Annotated in this window: 13 protein-coding genes and 2 pseudogenes; 9 read left to right on the top strand and 6 right to left on the bottom strand. The window is 65.8% G+C overall.

The features are described 5' to 3' along the window. Positions 1–12: 12 nt before the first annotated feature. Genes ACK8CO_RS01070 through ACK8CO_RS01055 form a run of 4 tightly spaced genes read left to right on the top strand, consistent with a single transcriptional unit; the run spans position 13 to position 6655 of the window. Positions 13–3126: a multidrug efflux RND transporter permease subunit gene (locus ACK8CO_RS01070; RefSeq protein WP_414897849.1), complete on the top strand. Its 3114-nt coding sequence runs from the start codon at positions 13–15 to the stop codon at positions 3124–3126. After that, positions 3123–3821, top strand: coding sequence for a response regulator (locus tag ACK8CO_RS01065; protein ID WP_414897848.1), 699 nt, complete (start codon positions 3123–3125; stop codon positions 3819–3821). The genes ACK8CO_RS01070 and ACK8CO_RS01065 overlap by 4 nt, the downstream gene beginning before the upstream one ends. Further along, entirely contained in the window at positions 3811–4890 is a 1080-nt protein-coding gene (locus ACK8CO_RS01060) for an ATP-binding protein (RefSeq protein ID WP_414897847.1), read from the top strand. The genes ACK8CO_RS01065 and ACK8CO_RS01060 overlap by 11 nt, the downstream gene beginning before the upstream one ends. Continuing rightward, positions 4883–6655, top strand: coding sequence for an ABC transporter ATP-binding protein (locus ACK8CO_RS01055; protein WP_414897846.1), 1773 nt, complete (start codon positions 4883–4885; stop codon positions 6653–6655). The genes ACK8CO_RS01060 and ACK8CO_RS01055 overlap by 8 nt, the downstream gene beginning before the upstream one ends. A 20-nt stretch (positions 6656–6675) precedes the next feature. Here the strand turns inward: ACK8CO_RS01055 and ACK8CO_RS01050 are convergent, their stop codons facing one another. Then, on the bottom strand, positions 6676–8196 hold the full coding sequence (locus tag ACK8CO_RS01050) for an MFS transporter (protein ID WP_414897845.1): 1521 nt from the start codon (positions 8194–8196) through the stop codon (positions 6676–6678). A gap of 84 nt (positions 8197–8280) precedes the next feature. Here ACK8CO_RS01050 and ACK8CO_RS01045 point away from each other — a divergent pair, with 84 nt between their 5' ends. Beyond that, the gene (locus ACK8CO_RS01045) at positions 8281–8817 is read left to right on the top strand and encodes a TetR/AcrR family transcriptional regulator (RefSeq protein ID WP_414897844.1); all 537 of its coding nucleotides are present in this window, start codon (positions 8281–8283) and stop codon (positions 8815–8817) included. A gap of 797 nt (positions 8818–9614) precedes the next feature. Continuing rightward, positions 9615–9887: a hypothetical protein gene (locus ACK8CO_RS01040; protein ID WP_414897843.1), complete on the top strand. Its 273-nt coding sequence runs from the start codon at positions 9615–9617 to the stop codon at positions 9885–9887. 179 nt (positions 9888–10066) lie between these two features. On the opposite strand, the gene ACK8CO_RS01035 is transcribed toward ACK8CO_RS01040, so the two are convergent. Next, the gene (locus ACK8CO_RS01035) at positions 10067–10939 is read right to left on the bottom strand and encodes a LysR substrate-binding domain-containing protein (RefSeq protein WP_414897842.1); all 873 of its coding nucleotides are present in this window, start codon (positions 10937–10939) and stop codon (positions 10067–10069) included. Here ACK8CO_RS01035 and ACK8CO_RS01030 point away from each other — a divergent pair. Beyond that, the gene (locus ACK8CO_RS01030; protein WP_414898982.1) at positions 10886–12472 is read left to right on the top strand and encodes an SDR family NAD(P)-dependent oxidoreductase; all 1587 of its coding nucleotides are present in this window, start codon (positions 10886–10888) and stop codon (positions 12470–12472) included. The two genes, ACK8CO_RS01035 and ACK8CO_RS01030, sit on opposite strands and share 54 nt — an antisense overlap. Before the next feature lie 191 nt (positions 12473–12663). Here the strand turns inward: ACK8CO_RS01030 and ACK8CO_RS01025 are convergent, their stop codons facing one another. From ACK8CO_RS01025 to ACK8CO_RS01015, 3 genes are all read right to left on the bottom strand, one after another. Next, complete coding sequence (locus ACK8CO_RS01025) at positions 12664–13026, bottom strand: hypothetical protein (RefSeq protein WP_414897841.1); 363 nt, start codon at positions 13024–13026, stop codon at positions 12664–12666. A gap of 426 nt (positions 13027–13452) precedes the next feature. After that, positions 13453–14606 (bottom strand): IS3 family transposase gene (locus ACK8CO_RS01020; protein ID WP_414896501.1). Its coding sequence is split into 2 segments (ribosomal slippage): positions 13453–14354 and positions 14354–14606, totalling 1155 coding nucleotides; the frame shifts between segments, so codons are not numbered across the junction. A 266-nt stretch (positions 14607–14872) separates the two neighbouring features. Then, positions 14873–15628, bottom strand: a complete 756-nt coding sequence (locus ACK8CO_RS01015; protein WP_414897840.1) for a saccharopine dehydrogenase NADP-binding domain-containing protein — start codon at positions 15626–15628, stop codon at positions 14873–14875. An 85-nt stretch (positions 15629–15713) separates the two neighbouring features. Between ACK8CO_RS01015 and ACK8CO_RS01010 the strand changes: the two genes are divergently transcribed. Further along, on the top strand, positions 15714–16094 hold the full coding sequence (locus ACK8CO_RS01010; protein WP_414897839.1) for a winged helix-turn-helix transcriptional regulator: 381 nt from the start codon (positions 15714–15716) through the stop codon (positions 16092–16094). Positions 16095–16252: 158 nt separating this feature from the next. Beyond that, positions 16253–17269: pseudogene (locus ACK8CO_RS01005) on the top strand (IS5 family transposase). Positions 17270–17304: 35 nt separating this feature from the next. Here the strand turns inward: ACK8CO_RS01005 and ACK8CO_RS01000 are convergent. Further along, a pseudogene (locus tag ACK8CO_RS01000) lies at positions 17305–18004 on the bottom strand (hypothetical protein); the annotation flags it as partial. Positions 18005–18391 lie beyond the last annotated feature (387 nt).

The following is an 18391-nucleotide window of genomic DNA, read 5'->3' as shown; positions in this document are numbered from 1 at the left end:
GAGACGGGCGCAATGCCGCAATTCTTCATCCTCCGCCCGGTCTTCGCCTGGGTCATCGCGATCTTCATCGCGCTGGCCGGGATCGTCGCGATCCCGCAACTGCCGGTCGCGCGGTTTCCCGATATCGCGCCGCCCAGCGTCAGCATCTTCACCACCTATGCCGGGGCCGACGCCCAGACCGTCAGCAACAGCGTGGTCAGCCCGATCGAGAAGGAACTCTCCAGCGTCAAGAACGTGCTGTATTACGAATCGAGCGTGGATTCGACCGGCGGCGCGAGCATCTCGGTCACCTTCAAGCCGGGCACGAACCCGGAGATGGCCCAGGTGGAGGTGCAGAACCGGCTGAAGAATGCCGAGGCGCTGCTGCCCGACCCCGTGCGCCGCGCCGGTCTCGGGGTCGAGGCGGCGGAGTCGGGCTTTCTGATGGTCGTCACGCTGAGGTCGCGGACTGGGGCCACCGACGAGCTGAGCCTGGGCGATTACCTGTCCCGCAACCTGGCCGAAGAGCTGAAACGTGTCCCCGGTGTCGGGCGCGTGCAGCAATTCGGCTCGGAACGCGCGATGCGGGTCTGGGTCGATCCGGCGAAGCTCTCGGCCCATGGCCTGAGCATGGCCGATGTGACCGAGGCGATCGCGCGCGAAAACGCGCAGGCCACGCCCGGCCGGGTGGGCGATGAACCGACGGTGCCGGGCACCCGGGTTTCGACCCCGCTCACCATCCAGGGCCAGATGAGCACGCCCGAGGCCTTTGCCGGGATCACGCTGCGCGCCAATGCCGACGGCGCGCGCCTCGTTCTGGGCGATGTCGCGCGGCTGGAGCTGGGCGCGCAGACCATGGCCTTCAGCGTCAGCAGCAATGGCAAGGGGGCCGCCGCTGCCGCCATCCAGATGTCCCCCGGCGCCAATGCCGTCCGCACCTCGGCCGCGATCGAAAAGCGGCTGGCCGAGCTGCGCCTCGCCATGCCCGAGGATATCGAGGTTTCGATCTCCTACAACACCGCGCCATTCGTGAAGGTCTCGATCACCAAGGTGATCCACACGTTGATCGAGGCAATGGTTCTGGTCTTCCTGGTGATCCTGCTGTTCCTGCAGAAGGTCCGCTATACGCTGATCCCGACCATCGTCGCGCCTGTGGCGCTTCTGGGTACCTTTGCGGTGATGTGGCTGGCGGGCTATTCGATCAACGTGCTGACGATGTTCGGCATGGTTCTCGCCATCGGCATCATCGTCGACGATGCCATCGTGGTGGTCGAGAATGTCGAACGCATCATGGCGCGGCAGGGCCTCTCGCCCCGGGCCGCGACACAACAGGCGATGCGCGAGATCTCGGGCGCGATCGTCGGCATCACGCTGGTCCTGTCGGCCGTCTTCATCCCTATGGGGCTGGCCGGGGGCTCGGTCGGCGCGATCTACCGCCAGTTCACGCTGTCGATGGCGGTGTCGATCCTGTTCTCGGCCTTTCTCGCGCTGACTCTGACGCCGGCGCTTTGCGCCACGCTGCTGCGCCCGGTGGAAGGGCATGGCAACGGGCGCGGCTTCTTCGGATGGTTCAACCGCCGCTTCGACGCGCTGACCCGGCGCTATACCGGCTGGGTCGGGTGGACCCTGCGGCGCGGCGGGCGGATGCTGGTGATCTATGCGGTGCTCATCGGAGTGATGTGGGCGGGCTTCACGAGACTTCCTACCTCGTTCGTTCCCGACGAGGATCAGGGCAGCTTCATGGCCATGTTCGAGCTTCCCGCAGGCGCCACGGCCGAGCGCACCCGTGCCGTGATCGCCGCCTATGAGGCCCATACCGCGACCCGCCCCGACATCACCGAGAATACCGTGATCCTCGGCTTCGGCTTCTCGGGCTCGGGCCCGAATGCCGCGCAGGCCTTCACCAGTATGAAGGACTGGAGCCTGCGCAAGACCAGCGTGGATGAGGAGATCGCCGCCGCCGAGGCCGCCATGGCCGATATCCCCGAAGGGATGGCCATGATCATGAAGCCCCCGGCGATCGAATCCCTCGGCACCACCTCGGGCTTTTCGTTGCGGCTCGAGGATCGCGCCAATGCGGGCCCGGCCGCGTTGAAAGCGGCAGAAGATCAACTGATCGCCCTGGCCGAGGCCAGCCCTCTGCTGACGGGGGTGATGAGCGAGGGCCTGCCCGACGGCATGAGCATCGTGCTGAAGATCGACCGGGAGAAGGCCCAGGCATTCGGGTTGCGGTTCGACACGATCAGCGAGACGATCTCGACCGCCATCGGGTCGACCTATGTGAACGACTTCCCCAACCAGGGGCGCATGCAGCAGGTGATCGTGCAGGCGGATGCCACGGCCCGGATGCATGTCGAGGACGTGTTGCGGCTGGAGATGCGCAATCTCGACGGCGGCATGGTGCCGCTCTCCGAGGTGGTCACCCCGGTCTGGGAAAACACTCCGCTGCAACTGGATCGCTATAACGGCTATCCGGCGGCGCGGATCTCGGGCGAGGCGGCAAGCGGTGTGTCGAGCGGCGCGGCCATGGTCGAGATGGAGCGGCTGGCAAAGGCGCTGCCGCAGGGCTTTGCGGTGGAATGGACCGGGCAATCGCTGCAGGAACGGCAATCGGCCGATCAGGCCTCGATATTGCTCGCGGCCTCGATGCTGGTGGTGTTTCTGGTGCTGGCAGCCCTTTACGAAAGCTGGTCGGTGCCGTTTGCGGTGATACTGGTCGTGCCGCTGGGTCTTCTCGGGGCGGTGACCGCGGTGCTGCTGCGGGGCGCGGATAATGACGTGTTCTTCAAGGTGGGCCTTGTCACCATCATCGGATTGTCCGCCAAGAACGCGATCCTGATGGTCGAATATGCCCGCCATCTGCGCGAGCAGCAGGGCATGGGGCTGCATCGCGCGATCCTGCAGGCCGCGCGCCTGCGCCTGCGGCCGATCCTGATGACCTCGCTGGCCTTCATCCTGGGCGTCGTGCCGCTGATGCTGGCACAGGGGGCAGGTTCGGAGATCCAGAATGCCATCGGCACGGGCGTCTTCGGCGGTATGGTCTCGGCGACGGTGCTGGCGGTTTTCTTCGTGCCGGTGCTTTATGTCACGGTCAGCCGCCTGACGCGGAGGACGCCACAGGACACGATGCGAAAGGCCGCGCCATGACCGATGCCCTGATCCTGATCGTCGAGGACGAGCCCGAGATCGCCGAGATCCTCGAGAGCTACTTCGCGCGCGAGGGCTTTCGCGTGATCTGTGCGCGCGATGGCGCGACGGGCCTCGCTCATCACCAGCGCCTGCGCCCCGATCTGGTGGTTCTCGACATCAAGCTGCCGGGGCAGGACGGCTACGAGGTGCTGGCCGCGATCCGGCGCCGGGGCGAGACACCGGTCATCATGGTCACGGCCCTGGCCGAGGATCTGGACAAGTTGCAGGCGCTGCGGATCGGGGCCGACGACTATGTCGTCAAGCCCTTCAACCCGCTTGAAGTGGTGGCCCGCGCCCGCGCCGTGTTGCGCCGGACGATGGGGCGGGGGCCCGATCACCTGCTGCGCGTGGGGCCCCTGACGGTCGATCCGCAGGCCTATCGCGCCGTGCTCGACAATGATGCGGGGCCCGCCGCGCTGGAGCTGACCCCGACCGAGTACCGCATCCTCGCCCATATGGCGCGCTTTCCGGGGCGGGCGTTCAGCCGGGCCGATCTGGTCGATGCCTGCCTGCCCGAGGGGTCCGCGCTCGATCGCACCGTCGACAGCCATGTCAGCAATCTGCGCCGCAAGCTCGCGGCGGCGGGCGCGGAAGGCATGCTCGAGGGCGTGCGCGGGGTCGGCTACCGTCTGGACGCGCCGCATGTCCGGTAATCTGAACGCACGGATCACCAAGACGATGGTCGCGCTGACGCTGGTCGCGGCGTTTGTCGTCTGTCTGGGGATGATGGCCTATTTCCTGTTCATCTACGACTGGATCTATCCCGAAAGCGACGAGCTTGCCGGTTGGCGGACGGCCGACACCGTCATGGTCCTGCTGCTTCTGGCCTTCGGGTTGCTGACCGCCTCGGGGATCGGCTGGCGGCTGGCCTGGCGGATCGTCGAGCCGCTGAAATCGGTGGCGGCCGCCGCACGGCGGATCGCGACCGGCGATTTCTCGGCACGGGCCGCGCTGCCGGCCGGCAGCTTCCGCGAAGCGGCGGACCTGCTGGCGGATTTCAACACCATGGCCGAGCGTCTGGAACGCGCCGAGGCCGAGCTTGCCTATTCCAATTCGGCCATCGCGCATGAGCTGCGCACGCCGCTGACCATTCTGCGCGGCCGCCTGCAGGGGATGTCGGATGGCGTCTTCGATCCGACGCCCGAGCTCTATGCGCGGCTGATCGCGCATGTCGATCATCTCTCGGCCATCGTCGAGGAGCTGCGCACGCTGGCGCTCAGCACCGCGGGACAGCTGGAGCTGACCTGTGATCCGCTCGATCTGGCCGAGGAGGTCGGGGCCGCGCTGAACGGACTGGAGGCGGAACTGGCCGCGGCCGGCATCACCCTGACCCGCGCACTTGCCCCGGCCCGGATCCAGGCCGACCGGACCCGGCTGCGCCAGGCCTGCGTCACGGTGCTGGAGAACTGCCGCCGCTATGCGCCGCAGAGCCATGTCCATGTCGAGACCCGCACCGAGGGCGATGAGGTGGTCTTTCGCTGTTCCGATACCGGGCCGGGCCTGTCCGCCGAGGATCAGGCCCGTGCCTTCGAGCGGTTCTGGCGGGCGGAAGCCTCGCGCGGGCGCAGCCTGGGCGGCTCGGGCCTCGGCCTGCCCATCCTGCGCGCGATTGCCCGCGCCCATGGCGGCGAGGCGCGGATCGTCCCGCATCCGCCGCCGGGGCTGACCGTGGAACTCCGCCTGCCGAAACGCGCCCAACCCGCCGGAAAGACCGATGACTGACGATCCCGAGACCTATGACGATCTGGCCGCGCGGCATGTGTCGATGCGGCGCATCCTGCGGCTCTTCGCCCCCTACCGGGCACGGATCGTGGCGGTGGTCGCCCTGATGATCCTTGCCTCGGCCATCGGGCTGGCCGGGCCGTTCCTGCTGCGCGCGATCATCGACATCGCCCTGCCGCAACAGGATCTTTCGCTGCTGGTCTGGCTGGCGGGCGGCATGATCGCGGCGGCGCTGGTCTCGGCCGGGATCGGCGCGCTTCAGATCGTTCTGAGTGCGCGCATCGGACAGGCGATCCTGCACGATCTGCGGGTCCGGCTTTACGCGCATCTGCAGACGCTGTCCTTGCGGTTCTTCACCGGCACCCGCACCGGCGAGGTGCAGTCCCGGATCGCGGGCGACATTGCCGGGCTGCAATCGCTGATGACCGAGACCGCGAACGAGCTTGGCCGCTCGCTCAGCGCGGTGGCGATGGCGGCGGTGGCGATCGTCATTCTGGACTGGCGGCTGGCCCTCTTCGTGCTGGTGATCGTGCCCCTGACCGTGCTGATCAGCGCCCGGGTCGCCCGGCTGCGCGAGGCCCTGACCTTCCAGCAGCAGGCCCGCGCGGCCGACATGTCGGCCGCGGTCGAGGAGACGCTGTCGGCGCCCGGCATCATCCTCGCCCGCACCATGGGGCGCGGTCCCTGGCTGACGCAGCGCTTTGCCCGCATCTCGCGCGATCTGGCGCAGCTCGAGGTCCGCTCGCATACGGCAGGCGAATGGCAGTGGTCGCTGATCGGCTTTGCACTCGCCACCCTGCCTGCCCTGACGCTGCTGGCGGGCGGGCTGTTGATGGAGGGCGCCAATCCGGCCAGCATCGGCACGCTGGTCGCGATGATCGCGCTTCAGGAACAGCTTCTGTGGCCCTTCGAGCAACTGCTCGAGGTCGGCCGCGACGCACGCAAGACCCGCGCCCTCTTTGCCCGCGTCTTCGAGTATCTGGACAAGCCGGTCGAGATCAGCGAACGCGCCGATCCGGTGACCATTCCCCGGTCCGCCATGCGCGGCGAGGTGCAGCTCGACCATGTCCGCTTTGCCTATGCCGAGGGGCGCGGCCCGGCGCTGAACGATGTGAGCCTGACCATCCCGGCGGGCAGCCATGTCGCCATCGTCGGCCCGACCGGCTCGGGCAAGACCACGCTGGGTTACCTTCTGGCGCGGCTTTACGATGTCGAGAGCGGCGCGATCCGCTTCGACGGGGTGGATCTGCGCGATCTGAGCCTTGCGACGCTGTCGCAGATGCTGGGGGTCGTGTCGCAGGAGCCCTATCTGCTTCATGCCTCGGTGACCGAGAACCTGCGCTTCGCCCGCCCCGAGGCGACCGAGGCCGAGATGATCGCGGCCGCGCGGGTGGCCCAGATCCATGACCATATCGCGGCCCTGCCCGAGGGCTATGCGACGCTCGTCGGCGAGGGCGGTTTCCGCTTCTCGGGCGGCGAGAAACAGCGCCTGGCGCTGGCCCGCACCATCCTGCGCGACCCGCCGGTCCTGCTGCTGGACGAGGCGACAAGCGCGCTCGATACCCGGACCGAACGCGCGATGTCCGAGGCCCTCGATGCGCTGTCCAGGGGCCGCACGACCATCACCATCGCGCATCGGCTCTCGACCGTCCGCGAGGCGGACCTGATCGTCGTCCTGCAGCACGGGCGGGTGGTCGAGACCGGCACCCATGCGGCGCTGGCGGCGAAAGGCGGTGTCTATGCCGGGCTTCTGAGCGGCGCGTGACCCCCCCGGGCGCGCCCCGGTCAGTGCTGGAAGGTCACGGCCCGACGCCCCTGAGCCAGCAGGAAATACACCAGGACCGCCAAGAGCCCCATCAGCAGGGCCGCAGTTGTCAGAAGCACCGAATGGGTCGCGGAAAACGCGGCCTTGCCGGCGGAGATCACCGCCGCCCCCTGATCGGCTTCCAGCTGCCGGGCGGCGATGTAGACATCGCCGATCGAGAGGGCCGCCTGATCGGCCAGCGCCTCCGGCACGCCCTCGGGCAGAACGAGATGGCGTCCGAACACCACCGACATGAAGACACCGAACAGCGTGATCCCCAGACCGCTGCCCAGCTCATATCCCGTCGCCTCGAGCGATCCCGCGGCCCCGGCCTCATGGGCCTCCGCCGCGCCCATGATCGCGACCGACGACGCGGTAAGCCCGATGCTCAGCGCCAGACCGAGGAGGACCAGAAGCACCGGCACGATCAGCCCGGGATCGTGGAAATCGGTGACGGCAAGGCCGCCAAGCGCTCCGGCCGAGATCGCCAGCGACAGGCAGGCCACCGGCCGCAGACCGAAGCGCTCCGACAACCAGCCCGCGACGGGCCCGCCAAGTGCCGCGGCCGCCATGATCGGGATCATGAAAACCCCGGCCTGCAGTGGTGTCTTGTCCAGGACATATTGCAGCTCCTGCGCCAGCGTCAGTTCGACCCCTGCCAGAGAGCCGCTGGCCACGATCGCCATGATGATCCCGGCCAGGATCGCCGGGCGCGCAAACAGCGACAGATCCAGCATCGGCTGCGCGCTGCGCAGCTGCAGGCGGACAAAGACCGACAAAAGCGCCCCGCCGAGGATCAGAACCGGCAGCACGAGCGCGACCGGCTGTTTGGCGCCGAACCCCGCCTTGATCGCATAGACGGTGGCGATCATTCCTAGGATCAGCAGCACCGCCTGGCCGATGGCCCAACGGCCGGGGGTGAGCACCTCATGGCGCGGCAACAGAAGCCAGCAGACGGGCAGGACGAGCAGCATGACCGGCACGTTTATCAGGAAGACCGAGCCCCACCAGAAATGCCCCAGCAACGCGCCGCCGATCAGCGGCCCCACGGCAGCCCCTGCCGCGCCTACGGTGCCCCAGAGCCCAAGGGCCAGACCGCGCTCGGCCGGATCGTCGAAGGTGCGGCGGATGACGCCGAGCACGCAGGGCATGATCATCGCTCCACCAAGCGCCAGCAGCATCCGTGCAACGATGAGCAGTCCGGGGGTTGGCGAGACGCTCGCCAGGGCCGAAGCAAGGCCGAAGATGGCCAGCCCCGTCAGCAGGATGCGCCTCGTGCCCACGCGATCGGCCAGAGTACCCATCGGCACCAGCAGCCCCGCCATCAGCAGCGGATAGATGTCGATGATCCACAAAACCTCGGTGTTGCTCGCCCCCAAGGCCTGGGTGAGCGTCGGCACCGCCACATGCAGGATCGTCATGTCCAGCACCACTGGCAGAAAGGCCAGCATCACCGCCAGCAGGACCAGCCAGCGTTTCGGATCGGGTCGGGGAAGGGACATGCATCACCTGAAATCGCGTTGCATCCGCCATATAAATACGTTCGTATGGATTGCAATCTTGCGGTGGCCGCATCGAGGAGGCTCATGGGCAGAAAACCGACGATCACCCGCGAGGGATTGCTCGACGTTGCCGAAGATCTCGTGCGCCGGCGCGGCGCCGGCGCATTGACCATCGGCGCGCTGGCGCAGGCGGCGGGCGTGTCGAAAGGCGGCGTGCAATATGCCTTCGCCAGCAAGGACGATCTCGTCCGCGCGCTTGTCGGGCGATGGACGGCCCAGTTCGACGCATTGCTGGAGGTCGGGCCCGATGCCGATCCGGTGACCTTCGCCCGGCGTTTTATCGCGGCGAACCGCGCGTCGGGAGAGGTCATGGATGCCAAGATGGCGGGGCTTCTCGTCAGCTATCTGGAAAACCCCGACAACCGGCAGGAAACACGCGATTGGTATCGCGATATCTTCGCCCGGCTTGACGGAACCTCGGCCGATGCACAGGCCGCGAGGGTCGCCTTCCTCGCGGTGGAGGGGATCTTCCTCATGCACATGAACGGGATCGACGAACACCGGGAGTGGCTGAGCTTTCTCGACGACGTCGAGGCACTGCTCGTCAGGGTGACGACCTGAGCGCGAGTGACTGCCGTCGAAACCACCGATGCCGCGCTCCACTGACCTTCCCCCCGGAAGCCGGGCCATGGCACGCTGGAGTTTTCCACCTTTGACCGGATGAAGGAGGAAGGCCCGTGAAACGGAAGCGGTTCACCGAGTCGGAATGGGACCGTGGCCCCGGTGGGACTGCGCAAGCGCATGGATCCGAGAGCATCGGCGTGCTGAAGGAAGGCGAAGGACGACGAGATCTGCCGCTGCGACGGGATCAGCACGACCAGGTGCTATGAGGCGCCATTGCTCGCCACTGATGAAGTGGATGGGGCCCGCTCTCGGCCTCGCAATGTGCCGGATTGGGTGCTGTGAGACTTCCCCGATGACACGAACGACGTTGGGTCGATCCTGCGAAGACCGTTTTCCATCTGCGCGCTGCGGACTCGGAGGGGCGACCGGTCCTGCGTCGACACCTCCGGCGCGACCAGATGCCAGAGGTCTTTCAGAACCTGCCGGCCTGTCCGGTGGGGCAGGGAGGTGTGTGTCAGGGCGCATTCCCGGGCGCGGGATTTGACGAAGCGCGGGCATGAGCTGCTGTTGATGCAGCCCGGCGACGTGAAGGGGTAAGTGACGCGCGGAAAGACCGGCAAGGCGGATGCGGAGGCAATCTGCAAGGCGATGTCACGGCCGTCCATGGGCTTCGTTCCGGTGGAAACCGGGAAGCGGCAGGCCCTGATGTCCCCCAAAGCCCGGGAGGTCCTTGTCCGCCGGCAGAGCCGGACCGTGGGCGCGATCCGGGCGCATCCGGGGGCAATCGGCATTTTGTGGCGAAAGGCCTCCATGATGCAGACAGGTCGATTGCAGCCTGCGCCCGGGCCGACCAGCCGGCTCCGGCGTGCAAGGCGCAGAACCTGCTGGCCGATCCGTCGGTCGACACGCACAGGAGGATCGCGCAACTGACCGCCGATATCCAGGCCGACGCGAAGGCGAACGAAGCCGCCCAACGCTTGCATAAGATTTCCGGCATCGTCCCGGTCACGGCCAGCGCATTGGCGACGCCGCCGTCCGGGTGCGCCTGCCTTCAGGCCGGGTCGTGACTTGCCGGCCTCGATCGGGCTCACGCGAAACCCCATCCGGCGGGGGGCAGGGGGGCAGGGAAAGGCAGGGGCGTATCCGGAAACTGGGTAACCGGTATAAGCGGCACCTGCTTTCCCCCGACGCTATCGCGCAGATCAGCGCGCGGCGAACCGGGCGGGGACGGGCCGTGGAAGATCCTTCAGCGCCGCAAGCCGAAACATGCCGCCACCGCAGGGTTTGGCTCGATGACGGCCAGACATAGCGGGAAATCCGCGGCGGCTGCGGCAATGGATCGGTAGGAGATCTGGTCAGGCCGGAATTGCCTCATGCTTTCGGGCACCACCGACACACCCGCGCCGACCGCGACGAGCGACAGGACGGCATGCATTCCATGCGCATCCTGCGTCACCCGAGGCACGAATCCCGCATCGGCGCACAGACGAATGACCTGGAGGTGAAACCCACGGCCCTCGGCCATCGGCCAAAGCACGAAATCCTCCTCTGCGATGTCGGAGAGGCAAAGATCGGCCTTCCCGGCCAGAGGATGTTCGGAGGGCAGGGCGATGCAGAGCCGGTCACGGTCGAAATCCCGGAGCTCGATGCCTGCGAGCTGCGCGATCGGAGGGATGACGATGCCGGCATCCAGAGAGCCATCCCGCAGCCCCGCGATCTGAGTGGCCGTCGTGGCCTCACGCAATTCCAGCCGAACGTCTGGCCGCGCCCGTCTGAACGCCCGGATGGTTTCGGGCAGCCGCCCATAGAGCGCGCTTCCGACATATCCAAGCCGGATGAGCCCGGTGCGGCCTGCGGCCACCTCGCGCGCCGTCGTGATCGCATTATTGGCCTGGCGCAGCGTTTCACGGGCGTCGCGAAGAAAGCTCTGCCCGGCCGCGGTCAGGCCCAAAACACGGTTCTGCCCCCGTTCGATCAGCGCGACGCCGAGATCCTCCTCGAGCTTCCGGATCGCGACCGTCAGAGGGGGCTGGGACATGCCCAGCCGGTTGGCGGCCCGGTGGAAATGACGCTCCTCTGCCAGGGTGACGAACTGCTCCATCTTGCGAAGATCGATCATTCCGCGCCCGGCGGCAGGGTCCCCCTTCGATATATCCGACATATCAATTGGCCACATAAGTCATATTGGACGTATCATATGGCCATGGCCATCTTGCCCGCAATGGAGGATGCCATGATGATCGAACCGGATTTCACAGGACAGGCCGTGCTCATCACCGGCGCGGGCCGAGGCCTGGGGCTGGCCTATGCCCGCAGTATCGGCCGTCTCGGGGCGACGGTCCTGCTTCATGACGTGGGCGCGACGTCCGATGGCCATGGCCGGGACGGCACGGTTGCGGAAACCGCCGCGGCCGCACTTCGCGCGGAGGGGATCGACGCCCATCCCTTCGGCACCGAGATAGACAGGCCGGTCGGTTGCCATGCGCTTGTCCGCGACTGTCTCGAGATGCGCGGCCGACTGGATGCGGTGATCCACAATGCCGGCTGGGTCGCCTATGAGCGGATCGAGAACCTCGAGGAGGCCTCCTTCGACCACATGATGACGATCATGGCGAAGGCATCGCTCTGGCTCGCCCAGGCTGCATGGCCCGTCATGCGCAAGGCCGGATATGGCAGGCTCGTTCTCACCACCTCCTGCCGGGCGCTTTACCCGCAATATGTCCAGAAGGGCCTTGCCTCCTATGCCGCTGCCAAGATGGCTGCTGTGGGGATCGTCAACGTCCTGGCCGAAGAGGGGATCGGGCATGGCATCGCCGTCAACGCGATCTCGCCGGTGGCCAAGACCCGCATGTGGGGCGTCGAGGGGAAACCGGAAGACCTGAAGCCGTCGGCCGTCGCGCCCGGTGTCGCGTTCCTGGCCTCCGGCGCCTGCACGGAAGGCGGCTGGATCCTGCGCGCGGCGAACGGGCAGTTCCACGCCACCCGTGAGCGCCTGCTGTCGATCACAGAAGCGGCGCGCGTACTCGGGGTTCCGAAAGAGAGCCTGCGGCGGGCGGCCGACACCCATGGAAAGACCATCCGCATGGGGCGGGCGGTCAGACTGCATCCCGACGATCTGGAGGAATTGATCGAACTATGCCGCGTCGAGCCGCAGGTGCTCGCCTTTACTGGCTGGAAAGGAGCGACGGTCAATCCGTCTGGGAAATCCGAGACACGGGTGGCAGCCCGAGCAGCGAGAGCATCACCCCCCACCAGTCCCGGATCTGCGTGGTCAATTCCTGCATGGCGGGCTCCTTTGCGGGCGGGCCGCGCCCCGCAGGGCGGCGCCCGGGGTATCGGGGCGCGCGGTGCTGGTGACGGTCATGGCGGGCCTCGTCATGGGAGGACAGATCAGCCGGTGAGGTGCTCGCGGCGCTTGAACAGCCGGACGCGGCCGGTGCGGAAGACCTCGTTGATGCGATTCCCCTCGGCCCAGCGGACGCGGACGGCGCTCAGCGCCGAGGCTTCGGAGGCGCCGGTCGTGACGGCAAGATCCTCCATCCCGGCCTTCAGCGGCGCCTCCCAGATGCAGCGATGGACCAGCCGGGGCTGGCGCGGCATGGCCATCTGCTTGCGCTCCACATCCCGAAGCCGGGACACCAGCTTGCGCTGATCCGAGGGTGAGACAGCTGCCGTCAGCTTCATGCCATCCCTCCCTGCCAGCCGGCTGCAAGAGCCCGTCCCGGAACGCAAAGCGCCCGGGGCGGGGGATCCGCTCCGGGCGCAAATTGGGTGACGGAACTATGTCAACGGGGGCAAATGTTCGTCAAGAAAAATGTTTCCGGGGGGCGAGGCCGTTACAGTTCACTCGCACGCAAGTCTGGGCTTCCGGAACCCATCGACGATCCACGCCTCACCCTGTTGCGATGCCGTCAGGGTGTAAACGCACTTTTCGGAATACGGCACGTACGATGTTGATTGCCCGAACGCGGTTGCGGTGCCGCCTGCGCCATAGACGGTTGCCGTGGATGTCGTCGGAACCGCAACCGTGCCGGTATTCTGGATTGTCCACTGATAGGCCCGCCGACCATCTTCCAGGGTCATGACATTGCTTGGGGCGCCATAATCCAGCATCGCCTCGGTGACAGGTTTGCCGACATAGCCCTTCATGATTTGCGATGCGCATCCGGTCAGGAAGACAAGGCATAAGATAGTCAGTGCGCGCACGCCAATCTCCTCGTGTGCTGAGAATTCGAGGGTCCAATCTATTCCCACGAAGAGAAAATGCCAATTTGATCCTTGCCTGGCATTGAACGGTGCAATCCGTCTTAACGCCAGGGCGTCATCGGCGGCATGTCCCCGGTGACGCAGATCCGCGTCAGATCGGCGGCCCCACCCGCTTCTCGCCCTGGGCCTGTTCCCTCGCATCCATCTCGGTTCCCTTCTTCTCAGCCTTGCCCGGTCGCCTCAAGACTGTCCCGACACTGTCCGGCGGACATTTGCGGGACAGTTGCGTACAGTTCGGGATAGTCGGGACACTCCGGTCCCTTTCCTTGCTGTTCTCCGCACACGCGGGGATGAACCGGAGGAGGGGGCTTGCGCTCTGATCGAAAGTGAGCTACTCCCCATCGGTTGGACAGTATCTGGCGTAATTTAAGCTACTCTTTGCACCTGCTGATCGGGTTTGTTGATATCATTTCTCTGCCAATAAACCAGCGCCGGTGGCTTGCCGCCGAGGGCTGAGTGAGGACGCTGGTGGTTGTAGAAGGTCATCCATTTCCGGATAGCCCCTTTCGTCTCTGATCCGGTCTCCCAGGCATGCAGGTAGACGCATTCGTATTTCAGGGTTCGCCACAGCCGCTCGATGAAGATGTTGTCGAGGAATCGGCCTTTCCCATCCATCGAGATGCGCACACCGGATCGGCGGAGCCGGTCGGTCCAGGCGAAGGACGTGAACTGGCTGCCCTGATCCGTGTTCATGATCTCGGGCGGGCCGAACTTGTGGATGGCCTCGCTCAGTGCTTCGACGCAGAAGTCGGCCTCCAGGGTGTTCGAGATCCGCCAGGATAGAACCTTGCGCGTGTGCCAGTCCATGATCGCTATGAGGTATAGGAACCCGCGGCGCATGGGCAGGTAGGTGATGTCCGAGCACCAGACCTGGTTCGGACGATCCACGTGCAGCCCTTTCAGAAGGTAAGGATAGGTCTTGTGTCCTTTCGCCGGCCTGCTCGTGTTGGGCTTCTGGTAAATCGGCATCAGCCCCATGAGGCGCATTAGCCGGCGTATTCGCTTCTCGTTCACGAGATGCCCGTCATTGCGCAGGTGCCAGGTCATCTGGCGGACACCGAAGAACGGCGTCTCCAGGAACTGCTCGTCGATCTGCCGCATCAGGCCGAGGTTCTGTGCGGTCTCTCCCTTCGGCTCGTAGTAATAGGACGAGCGCGCAATCGACAGCAGCCTGCACTGCTGACCGATGGACAGCTGAGGATGGTCAGGCTCGATCATACCGCGCCTCACTTCCCGCCCCAGGGCTTCAGCTTTCGTTCCAAAAAAGAGTTGGCCACCGCCAGCTCCCCGATCTTGGCGTGGAGCTCCTTCACCTGCTCCTCGTCGATCTCGGGTCTCTTGCGGCCACCGCGCTCGAACACGCCGGACGCGCCTTCGAGCAGGGCGCGCTTCCATTGATGGATCATCGTCGGATGCACTCCGAACCGGCTCGCCAGCTCGGCCGCCGTCTCTTCACCCTTCAGGGCTTCCAGCGCGACCTTCGCCTTGAACTCAGGCGCGTGCTGCTTGCGTTTCGACATCTCTGATCTCCTTCTCGTCGAAGATCAGCAGACTGCAAATCGTAGCTTACGTCACTGTCCGAATTTCGGGGGGTAGCTCAAAGCTCCCGGTCTCCGCGCGCCTGGGAGTGAAGCGAGAGCTTGCTAATCACTCAGAATTTAGACTTCCGGTTGCCGTGTGCAAAAGCGTCTTGTGGCCGTGCGTCAGCGCTGAACAGATTAACTCCCCCTGACGGCTTCCGTGACCCTTCGCGCGATCTCGCTGGGCGACGGCGCGATCCACCAGATCAGGGCGACGAGGACGATCCAGGGCGGGATGACATTGACGATGACGGTGTCGACGCGCTCGGCCCGTCGCCGGGTCGGGATAGATGTCGGTGATCTCCTTCTTGTGCTCGTTCACCTTGAAGCGGGCCGAACCCCCGGCGCATCAGGCCGTGTTGATCGGCAAAGTCGAAGGGGATCGAAGGCAGGGGACGGCGATCGTCGCCGAACCGCATCGGCTTGATGTCCGACCGCGCAAGCGGCGCGAGGCTCCGCAGGGTCCAGTCGATCGCGGCCGGCCCATGGCTGTCCCCCAGGCCCAGCAGGATGCCGATGCGGAACCGGGCGGCCTCGGGACAGCGCGCGCGCGCCTCCCGCACCAACAGGTTGGTCAGCCCGGGTGCCAGTCCGACCGACAGCACCGCCAGCGTGCGCTTCTCACGCGCCAGCCCATCCAACGCCTCGATACGGCTCAACACCGCGTCAGTCGCCGAGATATCGATGTAGCGTGCGCCACGTTCCAGCACGGCCCGCGCCAGGTCCGCCGTCTGCGTGTCGAGGCAACAGATCACCACATCGGCCGTCGACAGCGGTGCCGCCCAGCTTTCGGGCCGGTCGAGATCCAGCATCGCCCCCTCGCAGCCCAACTCCGCCGCCACGGCTGCGGCCTTTGCGCCGTCGCGCCCCGCGACGGTCACCGCCCTGTCCGCCGCCAGAAGCCGTCGCGCGATCTCCTGTCCCACATGGCCATAGCCGCCGATGATGAGTATCCGTTTCATGTCATGGTCCTTGTGATATCGGGATTGCGAGAGTCCCCGAGCGCTCAGAACACGGCGACTCTGGACTAACCAAATGGGAAGTACGATGCCCGAACCGACAGCCGCGCCGACCCCGGCCAACCGCCCCGACCAATGCCTTGCCGAGGGCTGGCTGGGCTTTCTCGGTCACCGCTGGAACGCGCTGCTGCTGTGGCATCTGTCAGGCGGGCCAAAGCGGTTTTCGGACCTTCAGGCGCTCTTGCCGCGGATCTCGCCCAAGGTCTTGAGCGAACGGATCGCGGGGATGACAGGCCGCGACCTGGTTCGGCGGGTCGAGACGAACATCTTTCCCCGTGAAGTCACCTATGTCCTGACGGCGCGGGGAGAAGCCCTGCGTGGCATCCTCTCGGAACTGTACGATTGGGCCGATGATGTCGCGCGGCAAGATGCGGCCACCTCTATGATTGGCGACGAGCCGAAAGGCTGAGCCCTGCGCGCGATCCGCAAATCGTCTTCGTTGATCACAGCGAAAAAGAGACTGTGTCGCGGTAACGCCGCAAGGCATCAGGAGCCCTCCGGATCGGCTCTGTTGGACAAATCCCGTAGAGGATTCATCTTGTGAATCCAGAGTGGTAGCTGGGATGGATGAGCAGCCCCACACCCGCAACCTACAGGACCAGGAACTGGCCGGCCTACAATGAAGCGCTCAAGCGCCGGGGTTCGCTGACCATCTGGTTCGGTCCCATCATGACCCGGGATGCCGCACCGACAGGCAGGCGTGGCCGCCAGCGGACCTGCGGCGACGCCGCCATCCGGTCGTGCCTGACGATGAAGGTGCTGTTCGGCATGGCGCTCCGGCAGACGACCGGGTTCGTCGAGAGTCTGTTGCGGCTCGTTGGCCTCGACTGGTCGGTGCCCGACTTCAGCACGCTGTCTCGCCGTCAGAAGACGCTGGCCGTGGCCATCCCGTATCGCGGATCGAAGGACCCGCTGCATCTGCTCATCGACAGCACAGGGATCAAGGTCGGGGGCGAAGGTGAGCGGCACGCCCGCAAGCATGGTGGCCCCAAACGACGTGTTTGGCGCAAGATCCATCTCGGGATTGACGAGGAAACCTTGGCAATCCGGGCTGTCGAGATAACCGGAAGCCACATTGGTGATGCACCGGTCTTGCCCGACCGTCTCAGCCAGATACCTGAGAGCCAGCAGATCGGCAGCGGTGGGCCTGCGAACGCAGGCGGCGCCTGCGATACCCGCAAATGCCGCGATGCCATCGCTGACTGCGGCGCCCAAGCTGTCATCCCACCCCGCAAGAACGCCAAGCCATGGAAGACTGGCACCGCTGGCGCGGCCGCGCGAAACGAGGCGCTGCGCGCATCGAAATACCTCGGTCGGGCCATTTGGCGACGATGGAGTGGATACAACAGCCGGAGTCGCGCCGAGGCAAAGATGCCCTCGCCGGTTCGCTCGAACCGGTGGCGCTGAACCGGCTCGACCTCAAGTCCTTCGGAGAGCGCATCGCCGCGAGAAACCCAGACCGCCAAACCACCGAAATCCACATCCGCGTCATTCGCATTATCGCTCGGACCAATGGCGCGACATGGCTCATTCATCAACCGCCTCAATGCTCTCGGCACCGCCGAGAGCGTCCGCGTGGCTTGAACCTGAAGGGGAAAGGGCAAGTCACGCCTCAAAAACAATGCCGTGTAGACCTGATATGGCACGGCTTCGAGCATGTGTTGCAGGAACTCGCGGGCCGTCTTCCTGTCCGCTTTCTCGACGAGCTGGGTCACGGCAAACTTGCTCGTGCGGTCGATGCCGACGAACAGGAAGAGCTTTCCTTCAGCTGTCTGCTCCTCGGCGATGTCGATGTGGATCGAGCCTGCGTGGTCGCCATCGGTTCGAGACCCGCTGGCGAGGGCCGATAGGATCGCGCTTGAACTTCGACCGCTTCGGCTTGTCGCCCGACACGGCGGGTAGTCGAGAGATGCATTCGCCATCGTGCTTGAACCGGTGGCGCACAATGGCTCATCGCTGAAGGCACCGATGCAGCGCCGAGCGTGTCAGATGCGGGATGGACGGCTGCAGGGCATGGAGGCAGTCGTCCAGCGGCAGCAGCGTATGGCGTCGGAACGCGACGATGGCCGCCTCCTCCGCCTCCGTGAGGACCGTCGAACGTGGCTCCTTTGGACCTGTCCTGAGATCATCGACCGTCTGGCGTTTGCGCCACTTCGCAACCGTTTTGGGGTTCGTCGGGAAAACGATTCACTGGATCGTTTTTCGATCCTCCTCACTCCCGAGATCCCGGCTCAGCTGCGCGAGCGAAGCCTGCGATCGCTGTATTGCTGCTCTGACGGCGGGCGAGGTCGTGGCGCAGCCGTGACGAACTTGTCCCATAGGGCATCCGTCCATTCATGAGAAAGCATCGCAGCATCAAACCGTGGGATCAAACACCTAGGTGGCCTCCGTCCTCATTGCCAGCGCCTTTGCGCGAACCATCATGTGGCGGCGATGGGCCCTGTGGCGTCTCGTGGCGGATGAGAGGCTCGCCAGGCGTCCGAATCTCGCAACGCTCATGGAACGCCAGGGGACGTTCCGGCCGATATGACCTGCCTGGCCGGGCAACGCGGCGGGACACGGCCCCAATCCGGTCGGGCGTCTGAATGGCGCGCGCAAGCGCCGCAAGGACGGTGCCGGCCTCTTCCCGGCCGAGGCTTCAATCCGACGCCGCATCGGCGCGGTTCCGAGGGAGCCGACCGGGAAAACGAGGCCCTCGTGGTAGAG

The organism is Rhodovulum sp. HP10 (assembly GCF_047553435.1).
Taxonomy (GTDB): domain Bacteria; phylum Pseudomonadota; class Alphaproteobacteria; order Rhodobacterales; family Rhodobacteraceae; genus Rhodovulum.
The sequence above is the reverse complement of the archived record's forward strand: the minus strand, read 5'-3'. Positions and strand labels throughout refer to the sequence as shown.

Excerpts from the sequence above, each read along its gene's own strand:
- ACK8CO_RS01070 (WP_414897849.1), top strand. The coding sequence starts at position 13 with ATGCCGCAATTCTTCATCCTCCGCCCGGTCTTCGCCTGGGTCATCGCG.
- ACK8CO_RS01065 (WP_414897848.1), top strand. The coding sequence starts at position 3,123 with ATGACCGATGCCCTGATCCTGATCGTCGAGGACGAGCCCGAGATCGCC.
- ACK8CO_RS01060 (WP_414897847.1), top strand. The coding sequence starts at position 3,811 with ATGTCCGGTAATCTGAACGCACGGATCACCAAGACGATGGTCGCGCTG.
- ACK8CO_RS01055 (WP_414897846.1), top strand. The coding sequence starts at position 4,883 with ATGACTGACGATCCCGAGACCTATGACGATCTGGCCGCGCGGCATGTG.
- ACK8CO_RS01050 (WP_414897845.1), bottom strand. The coding sequence starts at position 8,196 with ATGTCCCTTCCCCGACCCGATCCGAAACGCTGGCTGGTCCTGCTGGCG.
- ACK8CO_RS01045 (WP_414897844.1), top strand. The coding sequence starts at position 8,281 with ATGGGCAGAAAACCGACGATCACCCGCGAGGGATTGCTCGACGTTGCC.
- ACK8CO_RS01030 (WP_414898982.1), top strand. The coding sequence starts at position 10,886 with ATGACGCTCCTCTGCCAGGGTGACGAACTGCTCCATCTTGCGAAGATC.
- ACK8CO_RS01035 (WP_414897842.1), bottom strand. The coding sequence starts at position 10,939 with ATGATCGATCTTCGCAAGATGGAGCAGTTCGTCACCCTGGCAGAGGAG.
- ACK8CO_RS01015 (WP_414897840.1), bottom strand. The coding sequence starts at position 15,628 with ATGAAACGGATACTCATCATCGGCGGCTATGGCCATGTGGGACAGGAG.
- ACK8CO_RS01010 (WP_414897839.1), top strand. The coding sequence starts at position 15,714 with ATGCCCGAACCGACAGCCGCGCCGACCCCGGCCAACCGCCCCGACCAA.